10 protein-coding genes and 1 tRNA gene are annotated in these 16,536 nt (G+C 72.9%); 9 read left to right on the plus strand and 2 right to left on the minus strand.

The annotated features are described in order from the left end of the window. Positions 1-185: 185 nt before the first annotated feature. The 7 genes from gltB to polA all read left to right on the plus strand — a co-directional run bounded on the left by gltB (position 186) and on the right by polA (position 12,157). Positions 186-4,742: a glutamate synthase large subunit gene (gene gltB, locus FB458_RS15835; RefSeq protein WP_141849346.1), complete on the plus strand. Its 4,557-nt coding sequence runs from the start codon at positions 186-188 to the stop codon at positions 4,740-4,742. Beyond that, positions 4,735-6,192, plus strand: coding sequence for a glutamate synthase subunit beta (locus FB458_RS15840; RefSeq protein WP_141849347.1), 1,458 nt, complete (start codon positions 4,735-4,737; stop codon positions 6,190-6,192). Before gltB ends, FB458_RS15840 begins: the two co-directional genes overlap by 8 nt. A 76-nt stretch (positions 6,193-6,268) precedes the next feature. Next, complete coding sequence (gene pyk / locus FB458_RS15845) at positions 6,269-7,729, plus strand: pyruvate kinase (protein ID WP_141849348.1); 1,461 nt, start codon at positions 6,269-6,271, stop codon at positions 7,727-7,729. 49 nt (positions 7,730-7,778) lie between these two features. Beyond that, positions 7,779-7,852: transfer RNA gene (locus FB458_RS15850), tRNA-Leu, on the plus strand. Between the two features lie 99 nt (positions 7,853-7,951). Beyond that, on the plus strand, positions 7,952-8,590 hold the full coding sequence (locus FB458_RS15855; protein WP_141849349.1) for an ANTAR domain-containing response regulator: 639 nt from the start codon (positions 7,952-7,954) through the stop codon (positions 8,588-8,590). Between the two features lie 201 nt (positions 8,591-8,791). Beyond that, on the plus strand, positions 8,792-9,391 hold the full coding sequence (locus tag FB458_RS15860; RefSeq protein ID WP_170185705.1) for a GNAT family N-acetyltransferase: 600 nt from the start codon (positions 8,792-8,794) through the stop codon (positions 9,389-9,391). 63 nt (positions 9,392-9,454) lie between these two features. Next, positions 9,455-12,157, plus strand: coding sequence for a DNA polymerase I (gene polA / locus FB458_RS15865; protein WP_141849351.1), 2,703 nt, complete (start codon positions 9,455-9,457; stop codon positions 12,155-12,157). A 228-nt stretch (positions 12,158-12,385) separates the two neighbouring features. On the opposite strand, the gene FB458_RS15870 is transcribed toward polA, so the two are convergent. Next, positions 12,386-13,216: a class I SAM-dependent methyltransferase gene (locus tag FB458_RS15870; protein WP_141849352.1), complete on the minus strand. Its 831-nt coding sequence runs from the start codon at positions 13,214-13,216 to the stop codon at positions 12,386-12,388. A gap of 169 nt (positions 13,217-13,385) precedes the next feature. Between FB458_RS15870 and rpsA the strand changes: the two genes are divergently transcribed. Next, positions 13,386-14,873 (plus strand): 30S ribosomal protein S1, encoded by a 1,488-nt coding sequence (rpsA, locus tag FB458_RS15875; protein WP_141849353.1) that lies wholly within the window; start codon positions 13,386-13,388, stop codon positions 14,871-14,873. Between the two features lie 90 nt (positions 14,874-14,963). On the opposite strand, the gene FB458_RS15880 is transcribed toward rpsA, so the two are convergent. Next, positions 14,964-15,734 carry an SDR family NAD(P)-dependent oxidoreductase gene (locus FB458_RS15880; protein WP_141849354.1) on the minus strand — a complete coding sequence of 257 codons (771 nt, stop codon included), beginning with the start codon at positions 15,732-15,734 and terminating at the stop codon, positions 14,964-14,966. Positions 15,735-15,806: 72 nt separating this feature from the next. Between FB458_RS15880 and FB458_RS15885 the strand changes: the two genes are divergently transcribed. Next, positions 15,807-16,532 carry a YoaK family protein gene (locus tag FB458_RS15885; RefSeq protein ID WP_141849355.1) on the plus strand — a complete coding sequence of 242 codons (726 nt, stop codon included), beginning with the start codon at positions 15,807-15,809 and terminating at the stop codon, positions 16,530-16,532. The last annotated feature ends 4 nt before the right edge of the window (positions 16,533-16,536 follow it).

The following is a 16,536-nucleotide window of genomic DNA, read 5'->3' on the forward strand; positions in this document are numbered from 1 at the left end:
TATCCTTCCGGCGGCTTATCCTGCCGTCGACCACCGCGTGCGAGACCCGTGCGCCCCGCCCACCGACGAAGGCCACCCTCCGGGGGGCCCGCACCTGCGCACCGGCCACCGTCGTCCGGTCGACCCCGAGGCCCGGCCGCCCGCCGGCCGGGCCCCCGACCCGCCCTGAAGGACGGTGAACCGCGTTGTCCGCACAGCGCCCCCTGTTCACGGCCCACCCGGCTGACACCGGTCTCTACCGCCGCGCCCACGAGCACGACGCCTGCGGCGTCGCCATGGTCGCCACGATGCGGGGCCGCGCCGGGCACGACATCGTCGAGCACGCCCTCACCGCCCTGCGCAACCTCGACCACCGCGGCGCCACCGGCGCCGACCCGCTGGTCGGCGACGGCGCCGGCATCCTCACCCAGGTGCCGGACGCGTTCCTGCGCGGCGCCGTCGACTTCACGCTGCCGGCCACCGGCGCGTACGCGGTCGGGCTGGCCTTCCTGCCCCGCGACGCCGACGAGCGCGCGGGCGTGGTGTCCGCCATCGAGGAGATCGCCGCGCAGGAGGGCCTCAAGGTCCTCGGCTGGCGCGACGTCCCCGTCGTCGGCGACCTCGTCGGCGAGGTGGCCCGGGCGTGCATGCCGCACTTCGCCCAGCTCTTCGTCGGCTCCGCGGTCGGCCGCCACGTCGGGATCGACCTCGACCGGTTCGCCTTCTGCCTGCGCAAGCGCGCCGAGCGGGAGACCGACGTCTACTTCGCGTCGCTGTCCTCGCGCACCCTCGTCTACAAGGGGATGCTCACGACCGGCCAGCTCGAGCCGTTCTTCCCCGACCTCTCGCACCGCGACTTCGAGACCGAGCTGGCGCTGGTGCACTCGCGCTTCTCGACCAACACGTTCCCGTCGTGGCCGCTGGCCCACCCGTACCGGTTCATCGCCCACAACGGCGAGATCAACACCGTCAAGGGCAACCGCAACTGGATGCGGGCCCGCGAGAGCCAGCTGACCTCCGACATCATCCCGGGCAACCTCGAGCGGATCTTCCCGGTCTGCACGCCCGACGCGTCCGACTCGGCCAGCTTCGACGAGGTGCTCGAGCTGCTGCACCTCGGCGGTCGGTCGCTGCCGCACGCGGTGCTGATGATGATCCCCGAGGCGTGGGAGAACAACCCCGACATGGACCCGGCCCGCCGGGCCTTCTACGAGTTCCACTCCACCTTCATGGAGCCGTGGGACGGGCCTGCGTGCGTGACCTTCACCGACGGCACCCTCATCGGCGCGGTCCTCGACCGCAACGGCCTGCGCCCGGGCCGGTACGCCGTCACCGACGACGGCCTCGTCGTCCTCGCCTCCGAGTCCGGCGTCCTCGACCTCGACCCGAGCCGGGTGGTCAAGCGCGGCCGGCTCCAGCCGGGGAAGATGTTCCTCGTCGACACCGAGCACGGCCGGATCATCGGCGACGAGGAGATCAAGTCCGGTCTCGCCTCGCGCCACCCCTACGAGGAGTGGCTGCACGCCGGCCTCATCAACCTCACCGACCTGCCCGAGCGCGAGCACATCGTGCACACCGCCTCGTCGGTGGCCCGTCGCCAGCAGACCTTCGGCTACACGCAGGAGGAGCTGCGGGTCCTGCTCACCCCGATGGCCCGCACCGGCGGCGAGGCGCTCGGCTCGATGGGCACCGACACCCCGATCGCCGTGCTGTCCAGCCGGCCGCGGCTCGTCTTCGACTACTTCACCCAGCTCTTCGCGCAGGTGACCAACCCGCCGCTCGACGCCATCCGCGAGGAGCTTGTCACCTCGCTCGGCACGACGATGGGCCCCGAGGGCAACGCCCTCTCGGCCTCGCCGGCGCACGCCCGGCTGGTGCAGCTCGACTTCCCGGTCATCGACAACGACGAGCTGGCCAAGATCGTCCACATCAACGCCGACGGCGACCTGCCGGGCTACGCGACGCACGTCGTCCAGGGCCTGTACGACGTCACCGGCGGCGCCGAGGCGATGCGCGCCCGGATCGAGGAGATCTTCGCCGAGGTCAGCCAGGCCATCCGCCGGGGCGCCCGCTTCGTCGTCCTGTCCGACCGCGACTCCGGCCGCGACCTCGCGCCGATCCCGTCGCTGCTGCTCTGCTCCGCGGTGCACCACCACCTGATCCGCGAGAAGACCCGCACCCAGGTGGGTCTGCTCGTGGAGGCCGGCGACGTCCGCGAGGTGCACCACGTCGCCCTGCTCGTCGGATTCGGTGCCGCCGCGGTCAACCCGTACCTGGCCATGGAGAGCGTCGAGGACCTCGTGCGCTCCGGCACCCTCACGGGGGTCACCCCCGAGAAGGCGGTGGCCAACCTCATCAAGGCGCTCGGCAAGGGTGTCCTCAAGGTGATGTCGAAGATGGGCATCTCCACCGTGGCGTCGTACCGCGGAGCGCAGGTCTTCGAGGCCATCGGCCTGTCCCAGGAGCTGGTCGACCGGTACTTCACCGGCACGGTGAGCCAGCTGGGCGGCATCGGTCTCGACGTCCTCGCCGACGAGGTCGCCGCCCGGCACGCGGTCGCCTACCCGCCGGAGGGCATCCACCAGGCCCACCGCAAGCTGTGGGTCGGCGGCGAGTACCAGTGGCGCCGCGAGGGCGAGCCGCACCTGTTCGACCCCGACACCGTGTTCCGGCTGCAGCACTCGACGCGGCAGCGCCGCTTCGACATCTTCCGGCAGTACACCTCGCGGGTCGACGAGCAGAGCCAGCGGCTGATGACGCTGCGCGGCCTCTTCGAGCTCGCCGACGCCGAGTCGACGGGTCGCGCCCCGGTCCCGCTCGACGAGGTCGAGCCGGTCACCGAGATCGTCAAGCGGTTCTCCACCGGCGCGATGAGCTTCGGCTCGATCAGCCCCGAGGCCCACGAGACGCTGGCCGTCGCGATGAACCGCCTCGGCGGCAAGTCCAACACCGGCGAGGGCGGGGAGTCGGAGGACCGGCTCATGGACCCGGCCCGCCGCTCGTCGATCAAGCAGGTCGCCTCCGGCCGCTTCGGGGTGACCAGCCTCTACCTCACCCAGGCCGACGACATCCAGATCAAGATGGCCCAGGGGGCCAAGCCCGGCGAGGGCGGGCAGCTGCCCGGCCCGAAGGTCTACCCCTGGGTCGCCCGGATCCGGCACAGCACCCCCGGTGTCGGCCTCATCTCCCCGCCGCCGCACCACGACATCTACTCGATCGAGGACCTCGCCCAGCTCATCCACGACCTGAAGAACGCCAACCCGCAGGCGCGGGTCCACGTCAAGCTGGTCAGCGAGATCGGCGTGGGCACCGTCGCGGCGGGGGTCTCCAAGGCGCACGCCGACGTCGTCCTCGTCTCGGGCCACGACGGCGGCACCGGCGCCTCGCCGCTCACCTCGCTCAAGCACGCCGGCGCCCCGTGGGAGCTCGGCCTGGCCGAGACCCAGCAGACGCTGCGCCTCAACGGCCTGCGCGACCGGATCGTCGTGCAGACCGACGGGCAGCTGAAGACCGGCCGCGACGTCGTCATCGCCGCGCTGCTCGGGGCCGAGGAGTTCGGCTTCGCCACCGCGCCGCTCGTCGTCTCCGGCTGCATCATGATGCGGGTCTGCCACCTCGACACCTGCCCCGTCGGCGTCGCGACGCAGAACCCCGACCTGCGGGCGCGGTTCTCCGGCAAGCCGGAGTTCGTCGAGACGTTCTTCGAGTTCATCGCGCAGGAGGTGCGCGAGTACCTCGCGCAGCTCGGCTTCCGCTCGGTCCAGGAGGCCGTCGGCCACGTGGAGTCGCTGCGGACCGAGCGGGCCGTCGCGCACTGGAAGGCGTCCGGGCTCGACCTCGCGCCGATCCTCACCGCGGTGCAGGACCCGACGGGCGGGACGCCGTACGCCTCCGCCACGCAGGACCACGGCCTGGAGAAGGCGCTGGACCACCAGCTCCTCGCCCTGGCCCGACCGGCGATCGAGGACGGCGAGCAGGTCCGCGCCGACATCGCGGTCCGCAACGTCAACCGGACCGTCGGCACGATGCTCGGCCACGAGGTGACCAAGCGGCACCCCCACGGCCTGCCCGACGGCACCGTCGAGCTGACCCTCACCGGGTCGGGCGGGCAGTCCTTCGGCGCGTTTCTCCCGAAGGGGGTCACCCTGGTCCTGCGCGGCGACTCCAACGACTACGTCGGCAAGGGCCTGTCCGGCGGCCGGATCGTCGTGCGCCCCGACCTCGCGGCGCACCTGACGGCGGAGACCAACGTCATCGCCGGCAACGTCATCGGGTACGGCGCCACGGAGGGGGAGATCTTCCTGCGCGGCCAGGTCGGCGAGCGCTTCTGCGTGCGCAACTCGGGCGCGACCGCCGTCGTCGAGGGCGTGGGCGACCACGGCTGCGAGTACATGACCGGTGGCGTGGCGCTCGTCCTCGGCGCGACCGGGCGCAACTTCGCGGCCGGCATGTCCGGCGGCGTCGCCTACGTGCTCGACCTCAACCCGCGGCTGGTCAACGCCGAGCTGGTCGACCTGCTGCCGCTGCGCGAGCAGGACCTGCCCGTCGTGCAGGACCTGCTGCGCTCGCACCGCGAGTGGACCGACTCGGCCGTCGCCGACCGGCTGCTGCAGGACTGGGACACCGCGAAGGAGCGGTTCACCCTCGTCCTGCCCCGCGACTACCAGCGCGTCCTCGACGTGCGCGCCACCGCCGAGGCCGAGGGCCTCGACCCGGACGGCGCCGAGGTCTGGGACCGGATCATGGAGGCATCCCGTGGCTGACCCGCAAGGCTTTCTCAAGGTCCGCGAGCGCGAGCTCCCGGCTCGCCGGCCGGTGCCGGTCCGGATCAAGGACTGGCGCGAGGTCTACGAGGAGCAGGAGCTCGGCCAGCTGCAGCGGCAGGCCGGGCGCTGCATGGACTGCGGCATCCCGTTCTGCCACAACGGCTGCCCGCTGGGCAACCTCGTCCCCGAGTGGAACGACCTGGCCTGGCGCGGCGACTGGACCGAGGCCATCGAGCGGCTGCACGCGACGAACAACTTCCCGGAGTTCACCGGGCGGCTGTGCCCCGCGCCGTGCGAGGCGGCCTGCGTGCTGGGGATCAACCAGCCGCCGGTGACGATCAAGCAGGTCGAGGTGACGACCATCGAGCAGGCCTTCGCGTCCGGCTCGGTGCGCCCGCAGCCGCCGGAGCGCCTGTCCGGCAAGACGGTCGCCGTCGTCGGGTCCGGCCCGGCCGGGCTCGCCGTCGCCCAGCAGCTGACCCGCGCCGGGCACACCGTCGCGGTCTACGAGCGGGCCGACAAGCCCGGCGGCCTGCTGCGCTACGGCATCCCCGAGTTCAAGATGGAGAAAGCGGTCCTCGACCGCCGCCTCGCGCAGATGGAGGCCGAGGGCACGCGGTTCCGCAACGGCGTCGCGGTCGGCGAGGAGATCACCGGCCCGCAGCTGCAGGACCGGTACGACGCCGTCGTCCTCGCCGTCGGGGCCACGGTCCCGCGCGACCTCACCGTCCCGGGCCGCGAGCTCGCGGGGATCCACCAGGCGATGGACTACCTCCCGCCGGCCAACCGGGTCGCGCTGGGGGAGCAGGTCGAGGGCCAGGTCAGCGCGGAGGGGCTCGACGTCGTCATCATCGGCGGCGGCGACACCGGCGCCGACTGCCTCGGCACGGCGACGCGCCAGGGCGCCCGGTCGGTGACGCAGCTGGAGATCATGCCGCGCCCCACCGAGGAGCGTCCGGGCAGCCAGCCGTGGCCGACGTACCCGATGACCTACCGCGTGGCCAGCGCGCACGAGGAGAACGGCGAGCGCGTCTACGCCGTCAACACCGAGTGCTTCCTCGGCGACGAGGACGGCCGGGTCCGGGCGCTGCAGCTGGTCGAGGTCGAGCTCGTCGACGGCCGGTTCCAGAAGGTCGAGGGCAGCGAGAAGGAGGTCCCGGCGCAGCTCGTGCTGCTGGCCATGGGCTTCCTCGGCCCGGAGAGGGCCGGTCTCGTCGAGCAGCTCGGGGTCGAGCTGGACGAGCGGTCCGCCGTGCGCCGGGACGCGTCGTACATGTCCTCGGTGCCGGGCGTCTTCGTCGCCGGCGACGCCGGCCGCGGGCAGTCGCTCATCGTGTGGGCCATCGCCGAGGGCCGGGCCTGCGCCAACGGCGTCGACGAGTACCTCACGGGCAGCAGCTCGCTGCCGCGCCCCATCAACCCGACCGACCGGCCGCTGGCGGTCTGAGAGTTCACCCGGAGGACACCGGGGCGCCCGCGCGCCCCGGTGTAAGCCAGGTCACAGCACGCAATAGGCTCGCGTCATGCGTCGCGCGAAGATCGTCTGCACCCTCGGCCCCGCCACCTCCTCACCCGAGCAGGTCCGCCGCCTCGTCGACGCGGGCATGGACGTCGCGCGGCTCAACCTGTCGCACGGCGAGTACGCCGTCCACGAGGAGATCTACCGCTCGATCCGGGCCGCGGGCGACGCGACCGGACGCGCGGTCGGCGTGCTCGTCGACCTGCAGGGCCCGAAGATCCGGACCGGGCGCTTCCCCGACGGGCCCATCACCCTCGTCAGCGGCGACCGCTTCACGATCACCACGCTCGACGTGCCGGGCGACCAGACCCGGGTCAGCACGACGTACAAGGGCATGCCGGGTGACGTCCGGCCCGGCGACAGCCTGCTCGTCGACGACGGCAAGGTGCACCTGCGGGCCCTCGAGGTCACGGCGACCGACATCCTCACCGAGGTCGTCGAGGGCGGCGTCGTCTCCAACAACAAGGGGATCAACCTGCCCGGCGTCGCGGTGAGCGTGCCCGCGCTGTCGGAGAAGGACAAGGCCGACCTGCGCTGGGCGCTGCACCTGCGCGCCGACATGATCGCGCTGTCCTTCGTGCGGTCGGCCGCCGACCTCGAGGACGTCCACGCGATCATGGACGAGGAGGGCGTGCGGCTGCCCGTCATCGCCAAGGTCGAGAAGCCGCAGGCCGTCGACAACCTCGCCGAGATCGTCGACGCCTTCGACGGGGTCATGGTCGCCCGCGGCGACCTAGGCGTGGAGATGCCGCTCGAGGACGTGCCGATCGTGCAGAAGCGCGCGGTCGAGCTGGCCCGGCAGTACGCCAAGCCGGTCATCGTCGCCACGCAGGTGCTCGAGTCGATGATCGAGAACTCGCGGCCGACCCGCGCGGAGGCCAGCGACTGCGCCAACGCCGTGCTCGACGGCGCCGACGCGATCATGCTGTCCGGCGAGACGAGCGTCGGCGCCTGGCCGATCCAGGCGGTCCGCACGATGGCCCGGATCATCGAGAGCACCGAGGACCACGGCCTGGACCGGATCGTGCCGCTCGGCACCCGGCCGCACACCAAGGGTGGCGCCGTCACCTGGGCCGCGGTCGAGATCGGGATGCTGCTCGGCGTCAAGTACCTCGTGACGTTCACGCAGTCGGGCGACTCGGCGCAGCGGCTCAGCCGGATCCGGCCGCAGCTGCCGATGCTCGCCTTCACCCCGCTGCAGGACACCCGCTCGAAGCTGGCCCTCGTCTGGGGCGTGGAGACCTTCCTCGTGCCGATGGCCCGGCACACCGACCAGATGGCGCTCGAGGTCGACAACTCGCTGCTCGCCTCCGGTCGGGCGGTCGAGGGCGACCTCGTCATCATCGTCGCCGGCTCGCCGCCCGGGATCCCCGGCTCGACCAACGCGCTGCGGGTGCACCGGATCGGCGACGCGATCAACCGGGTCGCGCCGGCGTACGAGGACTTCGCGGCGCCCCAGGCCTGAGGGCGCGTCGGCGGGGGGCGCGGGCTCCGCTACCCTCGGCTCGGCGCCGGCCCCGGTATCCCAACCGGCAGAGGAAGCGGTCTCAAACACCGTCCAGTGTGGGTTCGAATCCCACCCGGGGCACGTCCGGCGGCCCGCAGGCCGTCCCCGAGGGCGTCCACGAGGCGCTCACAGGGCGACCGCGTCGCGCCGCGGTCGCGGGGCCCCGATAAACTCGCGCGCATGACGACCACGCCCGACGCGACCGACGAGCAGCCCCAGGCCCCCGCCACCGAGCAGGAGCCGCAGCGGCTGCGCATCGTCGTGGCCGAGGACGAGGCGCTCATCCGCCTCGACCTCGCGGAGATGCTCGGCGAGCTGGGGTACGACGTCGTCGGCCAGGCCGGCGACGGCGAGCAGGCCGTCGAGCTGGCCCGCGAGCACACCCCCGACCTCGTGATCATGGACGTGAAGATGCCGGTGCTCGACGGCATCAGCGCCGCCGAGGTCATCGGCAAGGAGCACATCGCCCCGGTCGTCATGCTCACCGCCTTCAGCCAGAAGGAGCTCGTCGAGCGGGCCCGCGACGCCGGCGTCATGGCCTACATCGTCAAGCCGTTCACCCAGGCCGACCTCGGCCCGGCCATCGACATCGCCCGGTCGCGGTGGACCGAGCTGACCGCGCTCGAGGCCGAGGTCGCCGACCTCGGGGAGCGGCTGGAGACCCGCAAGGCGGTCGACCGGGCCAAGGGCATCCTCATGACCCAGCTCAAGCTCAGCGAGGCCGACGCCTTCCGCTGGATCCAGAAGACGGCGATGGACCGCCGCCTGGGCATGCGCGAGGTCGCCGACACCGTCATCAAGGGCCTGGCCAAGAAGTAGGCGGCGGCCGGCGAGGGACGCGTCCTCGCTGATTTCGCTGATCCCCTTCCGGCAGCGGCCTCCTCGGTCCTAGAGTCGGGGCACCCGGGGTGACGTCCCGGGTGTCGTCACGGGGAACGACGACGGCCGCCCGGGGGTCCCGACGGGGCGGCACGGTCCACCACCGACGTGTGTCCGTTCCTCGTAGCCCAGGAGGCTCGTGTGTCCCGTCCCCAGGTGCTCGTGCGCCGGATCGACAGCTCGCAGACCCCGTCGCTGGCGCCGCTCTGGCTGGCGCAGCGGGTCGAGAGCGGGACCAGCGCGGAGGCCGCGGAGCGGGCGCTGAGCGAGGGCACCCTCGAGCAGGCGCTGGCCCGCCCGGAGGTCGTCGCGTTCCTCGCGACGACGGACGCCGGGGAGGCCGTCGGCTACGCCGTGCTCACCGACACGACCGGCGCGGTCTTCAGCGACGCGCCGAGCGTCGGGCTCGACCAGCTCTTCGTCGCCACCGCGTGGCGCCGGCACGGCGTCGCCCGGCACCTGCTGTCGGCGGCGGCGACGTACGCCGACCGGTCGGGGGCCGAGCAGATCGTCGGCCACGTCCCCGCCGGGCAGCGCGACGCCAACCGCTTCTTCGCCCGCCTGGGGTTCACCCCGACGACGGTGCGCCGGGTCACGACCCCCGCCGCGCTGCAGCGGCGGCTCGCGGCCGCGACGTCGGGGGCGGTGAGCCGCGCCCCGCTCGGCAGCCTCGAGCAGGTGCTGCTGCGGCGCCGCTCGGCCCGCGGGCGCGCCCTGCGCGAGGCCGCCGGGGCGCGCTGACGCACGACCCGCGCGCCGTCGGGGCCGTCGGGGCTGTCGGCGCCGTGGCCTAGGCTCCTGGCCGTGGCTCGACTGCTCCTGCTGGATGGACACTCGCTGGCGTACCGCGCGTTCTACGCGCTGCCGGCGGAGAACTTCGCGACGAAGACGGGGCAGACGACCAACGCGGTCTTCGGCTTCACGTCGATGCTCATCAACATGCTGCGCGACGAGGAGCCGACGCACGTGGCGGTCGCCTTCGACCGGTCGCGGCAGACGTTCCGGCTGGAGGAGTACGCGGAGTACAAGGCCGGTCGCGCGCAGACGCCGTCGGAGTTCTCCGGGCAGATCCCGCTCATGCGCGAGGTCCTCGACGCCCTGCGGATCCGGCACGTCGAGGCCGACGGGTTCGAGGCCGACGACATCATCGCCACGCTGACGACGGCGGGGGAGGCGCAGGGCCTCGAGGTCCTCATCTGCTCCGGCGACCGCGACGCGTTCCAGCTGGTGAGCGACAAGGTGACGCTGCTCTACCCGGTGCGCGGGGTGTCCGAGGTGTGGCGGATGACGCCGGCCGCGGTGACCGAGCGGTACGGCGTGCCCCCGGAGCGCTACAGCGACCTGGCCGCGCTGGTCGGGGAGTCCTCGGACAACCTGCCGGGGGTGCCGGGGGTGGGGCCGAAGACGGCGGCCAAGTGGATCACCCAGTACGGCGACCTGCCGGGCCTGGTCGCGCACGTCGACGAGGTCAAGGGCAAGGCGGGTCAGTCGCTGCGCGACCACCTCGACGCGGTGCTGCGCAACCGGCGGCTCAACCAGCTGGTGCGCGACGTGCCGCTGGGCATCGAGGTCGACGAGCTGGAGCGGCAGGCGTGGGACCGCGAGCAGGTCCACCAGGTCTTCGACGGCCTGGAGTTCCGGGTCCTGCGCGAGCGGCTGTTCGCGACGCTGGAGTCGGCGGTGCCGGAGGCGGAGTCCGGGTTCGACGTCCTCGGCGAGGTCCTCGAGGCCGGTGACGTGCCGGGCTGGCTGACGGAGCACGCGAAGCCGGGGGAGCGGGCCGGGGTCTCGGTCGTGGGCCGGTGGGCGCGCGGCACGGGGGACGTGGCGGCGCTGGCGCTGGCCACGGCGGACGGGCACGCGGCCTACGTCGACGTGACCCGGCTCGACGAGCCGGGGGAGCAGGCGGTCGCGGCGTGGCTGGCCGACCCGGACCGGCCCAAGGCGCTGCACGACGCGAAGGGACCGCTGCAGGCGCTGACCGCGCGCGGGTGGACGCTGGGCGGCCTGACGAGCGACACGGCGCTGGCGGCCTACCTCGTGCGCCCCGACCAGCGCTCCTACGACCTGGAGGACCTCGCGCTGCGGATGCTCAAGCGCGAGCTGCGCAACGACACCGAGGTCGCCGGCGACACCGTCCAGGGCACCCTCGACTTCGACGGCGAGGAGGACGGCGAGCAGGCGCAGGCCCGCGCGTCGATGGTCGTGGCGCGGGCGGTGCTCGAGCTGGCCGACGCGCTCGACGGCGAGCTGGCGACGCGGGCGGCGGCGGGGCTGCTGCGCGACGTCGAGCTGCCGCTGGTGCACGTGCTGGCGCGGATGGAGCGGGCGGGGATCGCGGTCGACGTGCCGGCGCTGGAGGCGCTGGACGCCGACTTCGCCCAGCAGGTGTCCCGGGCGCAGCAGGCCGCGTGGGACGCGATCGGTGACGACACGGTCAACCTCGGCTCGCCCAAGCAGCTGCAGGAGGTGCTCTTCGAGCGGCTGTCGCTGCCGAAGACCAAGCGGACCAAGACGGGGTACACGACCGACGCGGACGCGCTGGGCGAGCTGGGCCGCAAGGTCGACCACCCGTTCCTCATGGGGGTGCTGGCCTTCCGCGACGCGTCGCGGCTCAAGGTCACCGTCGAGGGGCTGCTGAAGTCCGTGGCCGAGGACGAGCGGGTGCACACGACGTACCTGCAGACCATCGCGGCGACCGGCCGGCTCAGCTCGACCGACCCCAACCTGCAGAACGTGCCGATCCGCACGGAGGAGGGGCGCCGGATCCGCGGGATGTTCGTCGTCGGTCGCGGGCCGGGGGAGCCGTTCGAGTCGCTGATGTCGGTCGACTACAGCCAGATCGAGATGCGGGTCATGGCCCACCTGTCGAAGGACGCGGGGCTCATCGAGGCGTTCCGCACCGGGGAGGACCTGCACAGCTTCGTCGGGGCGCGGGTCTTCGGCGTCGGGATCGACGAGGTCACCCTCGCCCAGCGCTCCAAGGTCAAGGCGATGTCGTACGGCCTCGCCTACGGGCTGTCGGCGTACGGGCTGTCGAAGCAGCTGACGATCTCGACCGGCGAGGCCAAGGAGCTGATGGACGAGTACTTCCAGCGGTTCGGCGGGGTGCGGGACTACCTGCGCGAGCTCGTCGTCGAGGCCCGCGCGACGGGCTACACCGCGACGATGCTCGGCCGGCGCCGCTACCTGCCCGACCTCACCTCGGACAACCGGCAGCGCCGCGAGATGGCCGAGCGGATGGCGCTCAACGCCCCGATCCAGGGCTCCGCGGCGGACATCATGAAGGTGGCCATGCTCGGGGTCGAGCGCCGGCTGCAGGAGTCCGGCGCCCGCTCGCGGATGCTGCTCCAGGTCCACGACGAGCTCGTCCTCGAGATCGCCCCGGGCGAGCGCGAGGACGTCGAGGCGCTCGTGCGCCACGAGATGGGCCACGCCGTCGAGATGGACGTCCCCCTCGACGTCAGCGTCGGGGTCGGCCGCTCCTGGCACGACGCCGCCCACTGAGCCCGTTCCCGGGCCCGGACGACGGAGGACCGGGTGGGTCTGGAGTGGCCCACCCGGTCCTTCTGTCCCGCAGGGGCGGGGAGCCGTCACCTCCCCGCGACGACCCCCGTCACACGCTGCAAGGTGCTTCCGGTAGCAGGACCGACTCTAGGGCCTGCGGACCCGTCGTGGGGCGAAACATTGAGTAAGAAAATGGCAAATTTCCGGACTGTTGCGGTCAAGTCCGACTTAACGCCCAGGTCGGCGCAGCACGAAGATCGCCGTCCCGGGCACCAGACGGCCGCGCAGGGGGGACCAGCCACCCCACACCGCGTCGTTCGCGGGCGGCCACTCGGGCTCGACGACGTCGAGGACCTCGAGCCCGGCGGCCACCGCCTCCCGGACCCGGTCGCCCAGGGTGCGGTGGTGCTCGACGTACGTCGCCCGGCCCGTGCCGTCCTGCTCGACGTACGGCGTCCGGTCGAAGTAGGAGTGGCGCACCCGCAGCCCCTCCTCGCCCGGGTCGTCGGGCAGGGCCCAGCGCAGCGGGTGCGTGGTCGAGAAGACGAACCGGCCGCCGGGGCGCAGGACGCGCGCGGCCTCGCGCATGACCGCGGCCGAGTCGGCGACGAAGGGCACGACGCCGTACGAGGTGAAGACGACGTCGACGCTGGCGTCGGCGAGCGGCAGCGTCACCCCGTCGCACTGCACGAGCGGGACGGCGGGGGCGGCGGGGTCGCGGCGTCGTACGGCGGCGTCGATGAGCTGCGAGCGGCGCAGCATCTGCCGGGAGAGGTCGCTGGCGAGCACCTGCGCCCCCTGCCCGGCCAGCCAGCGCGAGCACTGGGCGGCGCCGGCGCCGATCTCGAGGACCCGGCGGCCGCGGACGTCGCCCAGCAGGCGGGCGTCGGCCTCGCGCAGCCCCTCCGGGCCCCAGCAGAAGTCGTCGTCGCCGAGGAAGCCGCCGTGCTCGGCGTAGTAGTCGACGGCCTCGCCGTCCCACCAGTCGCGGTTGGCCGAGGCCGACTCGTCCTGGTCCGCGTCGCGACGGGTCGCCGACCGCCCGAGGTCCTCGCTCATGGGCCCAGTGTCGCGGTTTTGCCGTCACCGCGGCGCACGGATAGGCTGGAGTGTCGGCCACGTGTGCGTGCACCTTCGCACCCACGGCCCATCCGCCACCCGTCACCTCGGGTGACACCCATCGTTGTTCTCTTCCCTACATCCTGTCCACCATCGGAGTTCCTCCTACATGACTGCTACAACGGTCGCCAAGACCGCCCCTCAGGTCGCCATCAACGACATCGGTTCGATGGAAGACCTGCTCGCCGCGATCGACGCGACGATCAAGGACTTCAACGACGGCGACATCGTCGAAGGTCGCATCGTCAAGGTCGACCGGGACGAGGTCCTGCTCGACATCGGCTACAAGACCGAGGGCGTCATCCCCTCGCGCGAGCTGTCGATCAAGCACGACGTCGACCCGTCCGAGGTCGTCGCCGTCGGCGACGAGGTCGAGGCCCTCGTCCTCCAGAAGGAGGACAAGGAGGGTCGTCTGATCCTGTCCAAGAAGCGCGCCCAGTACGAGCGCGCCTGGGGCACGATCGAGAAGATCAAGGAGGAGGACGGCGTCGTCACCGGCACCGTCATCGAGGTCGTCAAGGGTGGTCTCATCCTCGACATCGGCCTGCGCGGCTTCCTGCCCGCCTCCCTCGTCGAGATGCGTCGCGTCCGCGACCTGCAGCCGTACGTCGGCCGCGAGATCGAGGCGAAGATCATCGAGCTCGACAAGAACCGCAACAACGTGGTCCTGTCGCGCCGCGCCTGGCTCGAGCAGACCCAGTCCGAGGTCCGCACGACCTTCCTCAAGGAGCTCCAGAAGGGGCAGGTCCGCGAGGGCGTCGTCTCCTCGATCGTCAACTTCGGTGCGTTCGTGGACCTCGGCGGCGTCGACGGTCTCGTCCACGTCTCCGAGCTGTCGTGGAAGCACATCGACCACCCGTCCGAGGTCGTCGAGGTCGGCGACAAGGTCACGGTCGAGGTCCTCGACGTCGACATGGACCGCGAGCGCGTCTCCCTGTCGCTCAAGGCGACGCAGGAGGACCCGTGGCAGCACTTCGCCCGGACCCACGCGATCGGTCAGGTCGTCCCGGGCAAGGTCACCAAGCTCGTCCCGTTCGGTGCGTTCGTCCGCGTCGACGACGGCATCGAGGGTCTGGTCCACATCTCGGAGCTGGCCGAGCGCCACGTCGAGCTGCCGGAGCAGGTCGTCACGGTCGGCCAGGACATCTTCGTCAAGGTCATCGACATCGACCTCGAGCGTCGCCGGATCTCGCTGAGCCTCAAGCAGGCCAACGACTCGGCCCAGCTCGCGGAGTTCGACCCGACCCTCTACGGCATGGCCGCGGAGTACGACGAGCAGGGGAACTATAAGTACCCCGAGGGCTTCGACCCCGAGACCAACGAGTGGCTCGAGGGCTACGAGACGCAGAAGGAGAAGTGGGAGGGCCAGTACGCCGAGGCCCACTCCCGCTGGGAGGCCCACAAGGCCCAGGTCGAGGCCGCGGCCAAGGCCGACGAGGAGGCGGGCAACGACGTCGCCCCCACCTCGTACTCCTCCGCCTCGAACGACTCCGAGAGCACGAGCAACGCGGGGTCGCGTCCCCAGCCGGCGGCCGAGGGCACCCTCGCCTCCGACGAGGCGCTCGCCGCGCTGCGCGAGAAGCTCACCGGTCACTGAGCCGGACGGCACAGCACAGGTCCGACGGCCCGGTCCCCGCGAGGGGGCCGGGCCGTCGGCCTGTCCCGGGCCGTCGACGGCCGTCGAGGGTCAGCCGCGGCCGACGAGCGCGCCGCCGTTGACCGGCAGGATCTGGCCCGTCGTCCAGCCCGCGAGCGGCGAGGCGAGGTGGGCCACCGCCTCGGCGACCTCCTGCGCCGTCCCGGCCCGGCCGGTCGGGATGGCGGCGAGCCGGGAGGCGGCCAGGCCCGGGTCGCGCGCGATCCGGTGCCGCCAGAAGTCGGTCTCCGGGACGAAGCCGGGGGCGACCGCGTTGAGGGTGACACCCGAGGGCGCCAGCACCGGGGCCGTGGCCCAGACCCAGGCGTGCACGGCGGCCTTCGCGGCGCCGTACGAGCCCCCGCCGCGCTCCCCGGCGATGGAGCCCATCGCGACCACCCGCGCCCCCGGCGTGGTGAGGTGGCCCCGCAGCGCCTCGAAGGGCAGGACGGTCGTCAGCACGTTGAGGTCGAGGTCGACGCGCCAGGCGGCGGCGACCCGTGCTAGCCGGCCGACCTCGCCCGTCGGCTCGGGGCCGTCCGGCGCCGGGGCGTTGCCGCCGGCGTTGAGGACGAGGACGTCGACCGTCCGCCCCTCGCGCAGGGCGGCGGCGAGGCGTGCGACGTCGGCCGGGTCGCGCAGGTCCGCGGGGTGCGTCGTCACGCGGCCCGCGGCGTCCGCCTCGAGGGCGGCGCGCGCCTGGTCGAGCACCTCCGCCCGGCGGCCGACGAGGACGACCTCGTCGCCGTCGGCGAGGAAGCGGGCCGCGCAGGCCCGTCCGATGCCGGTTCCCCCGCCGGTGATGACGACCCGTCGTGACATGCCCCGAGGATAGGTCGGGGCCGTCGGTGCGAGGATCCACGTCGACGACGGTGGTGGCCGCAGGAGGACGACGTGAGCGACGAGCACGCCAGGCCGTGGTGGCGCGACTACGTCGAGCACCCGCGCCACGGGCCGCTGCCCGGCCTGCTCGTGCTGCTCACGGTGGCGACCGGGCTCGTGGACGGGGTGAGCATCCTCGCCCTCGGCCGCGTCTTCGTCGCCAACATGACCGGCAACGTCGCCTTCCTCGGCTTCGCCCTGGGCGGCGCGCCCGGCTTCTCGCTCGACGCCTCGGTGGTCGCGCTCGGCGCCTTCCTCGTCGGGGCCGGGCTCGGCGGGGCCCTCGTGCGTCGCCGGCGCGCCCACCGCGGCCGGCTGCTGCGCGACGCCACCGTGCCGGTGATCGGCCTGCTGGTCGCCGCGGTCGTCGTGCTCGCGGTGGCACGCCCGCCGTACGACGGCGCGGTGCAGGTCCTCGTCGTCGCGCTCAGCGCCCTCGCGCTCGGCCTGCAGAACGCCGCCGTGCGCGGGCTCGCCGTGCCGGACCTCACGACGACCGTGCTGACGATGACGCTGACCGGGGTCGCGGCCGACCTGCGCGGCGGCGACCACCGCACCACGACCCGGCGCGTGCTCGCCGTCGTGGCGATGCTGGTCGGCGCGCTGGTCGGCACGCTGCTGGTGCGCGGCCCCGGCGCCGCCGTCGCGCTCGGGGTGGCGGTCCTGCTCGAGGCGGTGGTGCTCGGCGCGGTGGCGGCCGCGAGCCGTCGTACGGCGTCCTGGCAGTCCGGCCCCTAGGCTC

Origin of the sequence: Lapillicoccus jejuensis, assembly GCF_006715055.1 — a bacterium.
GTDB classification, from domain to species: domain Bacteria; phylum Actinomycetota; class Actinomycetes; order Actinomycetales; family Dermatophilaceae; genus Lapillicoccus; species Lapillicoccus jejuensis.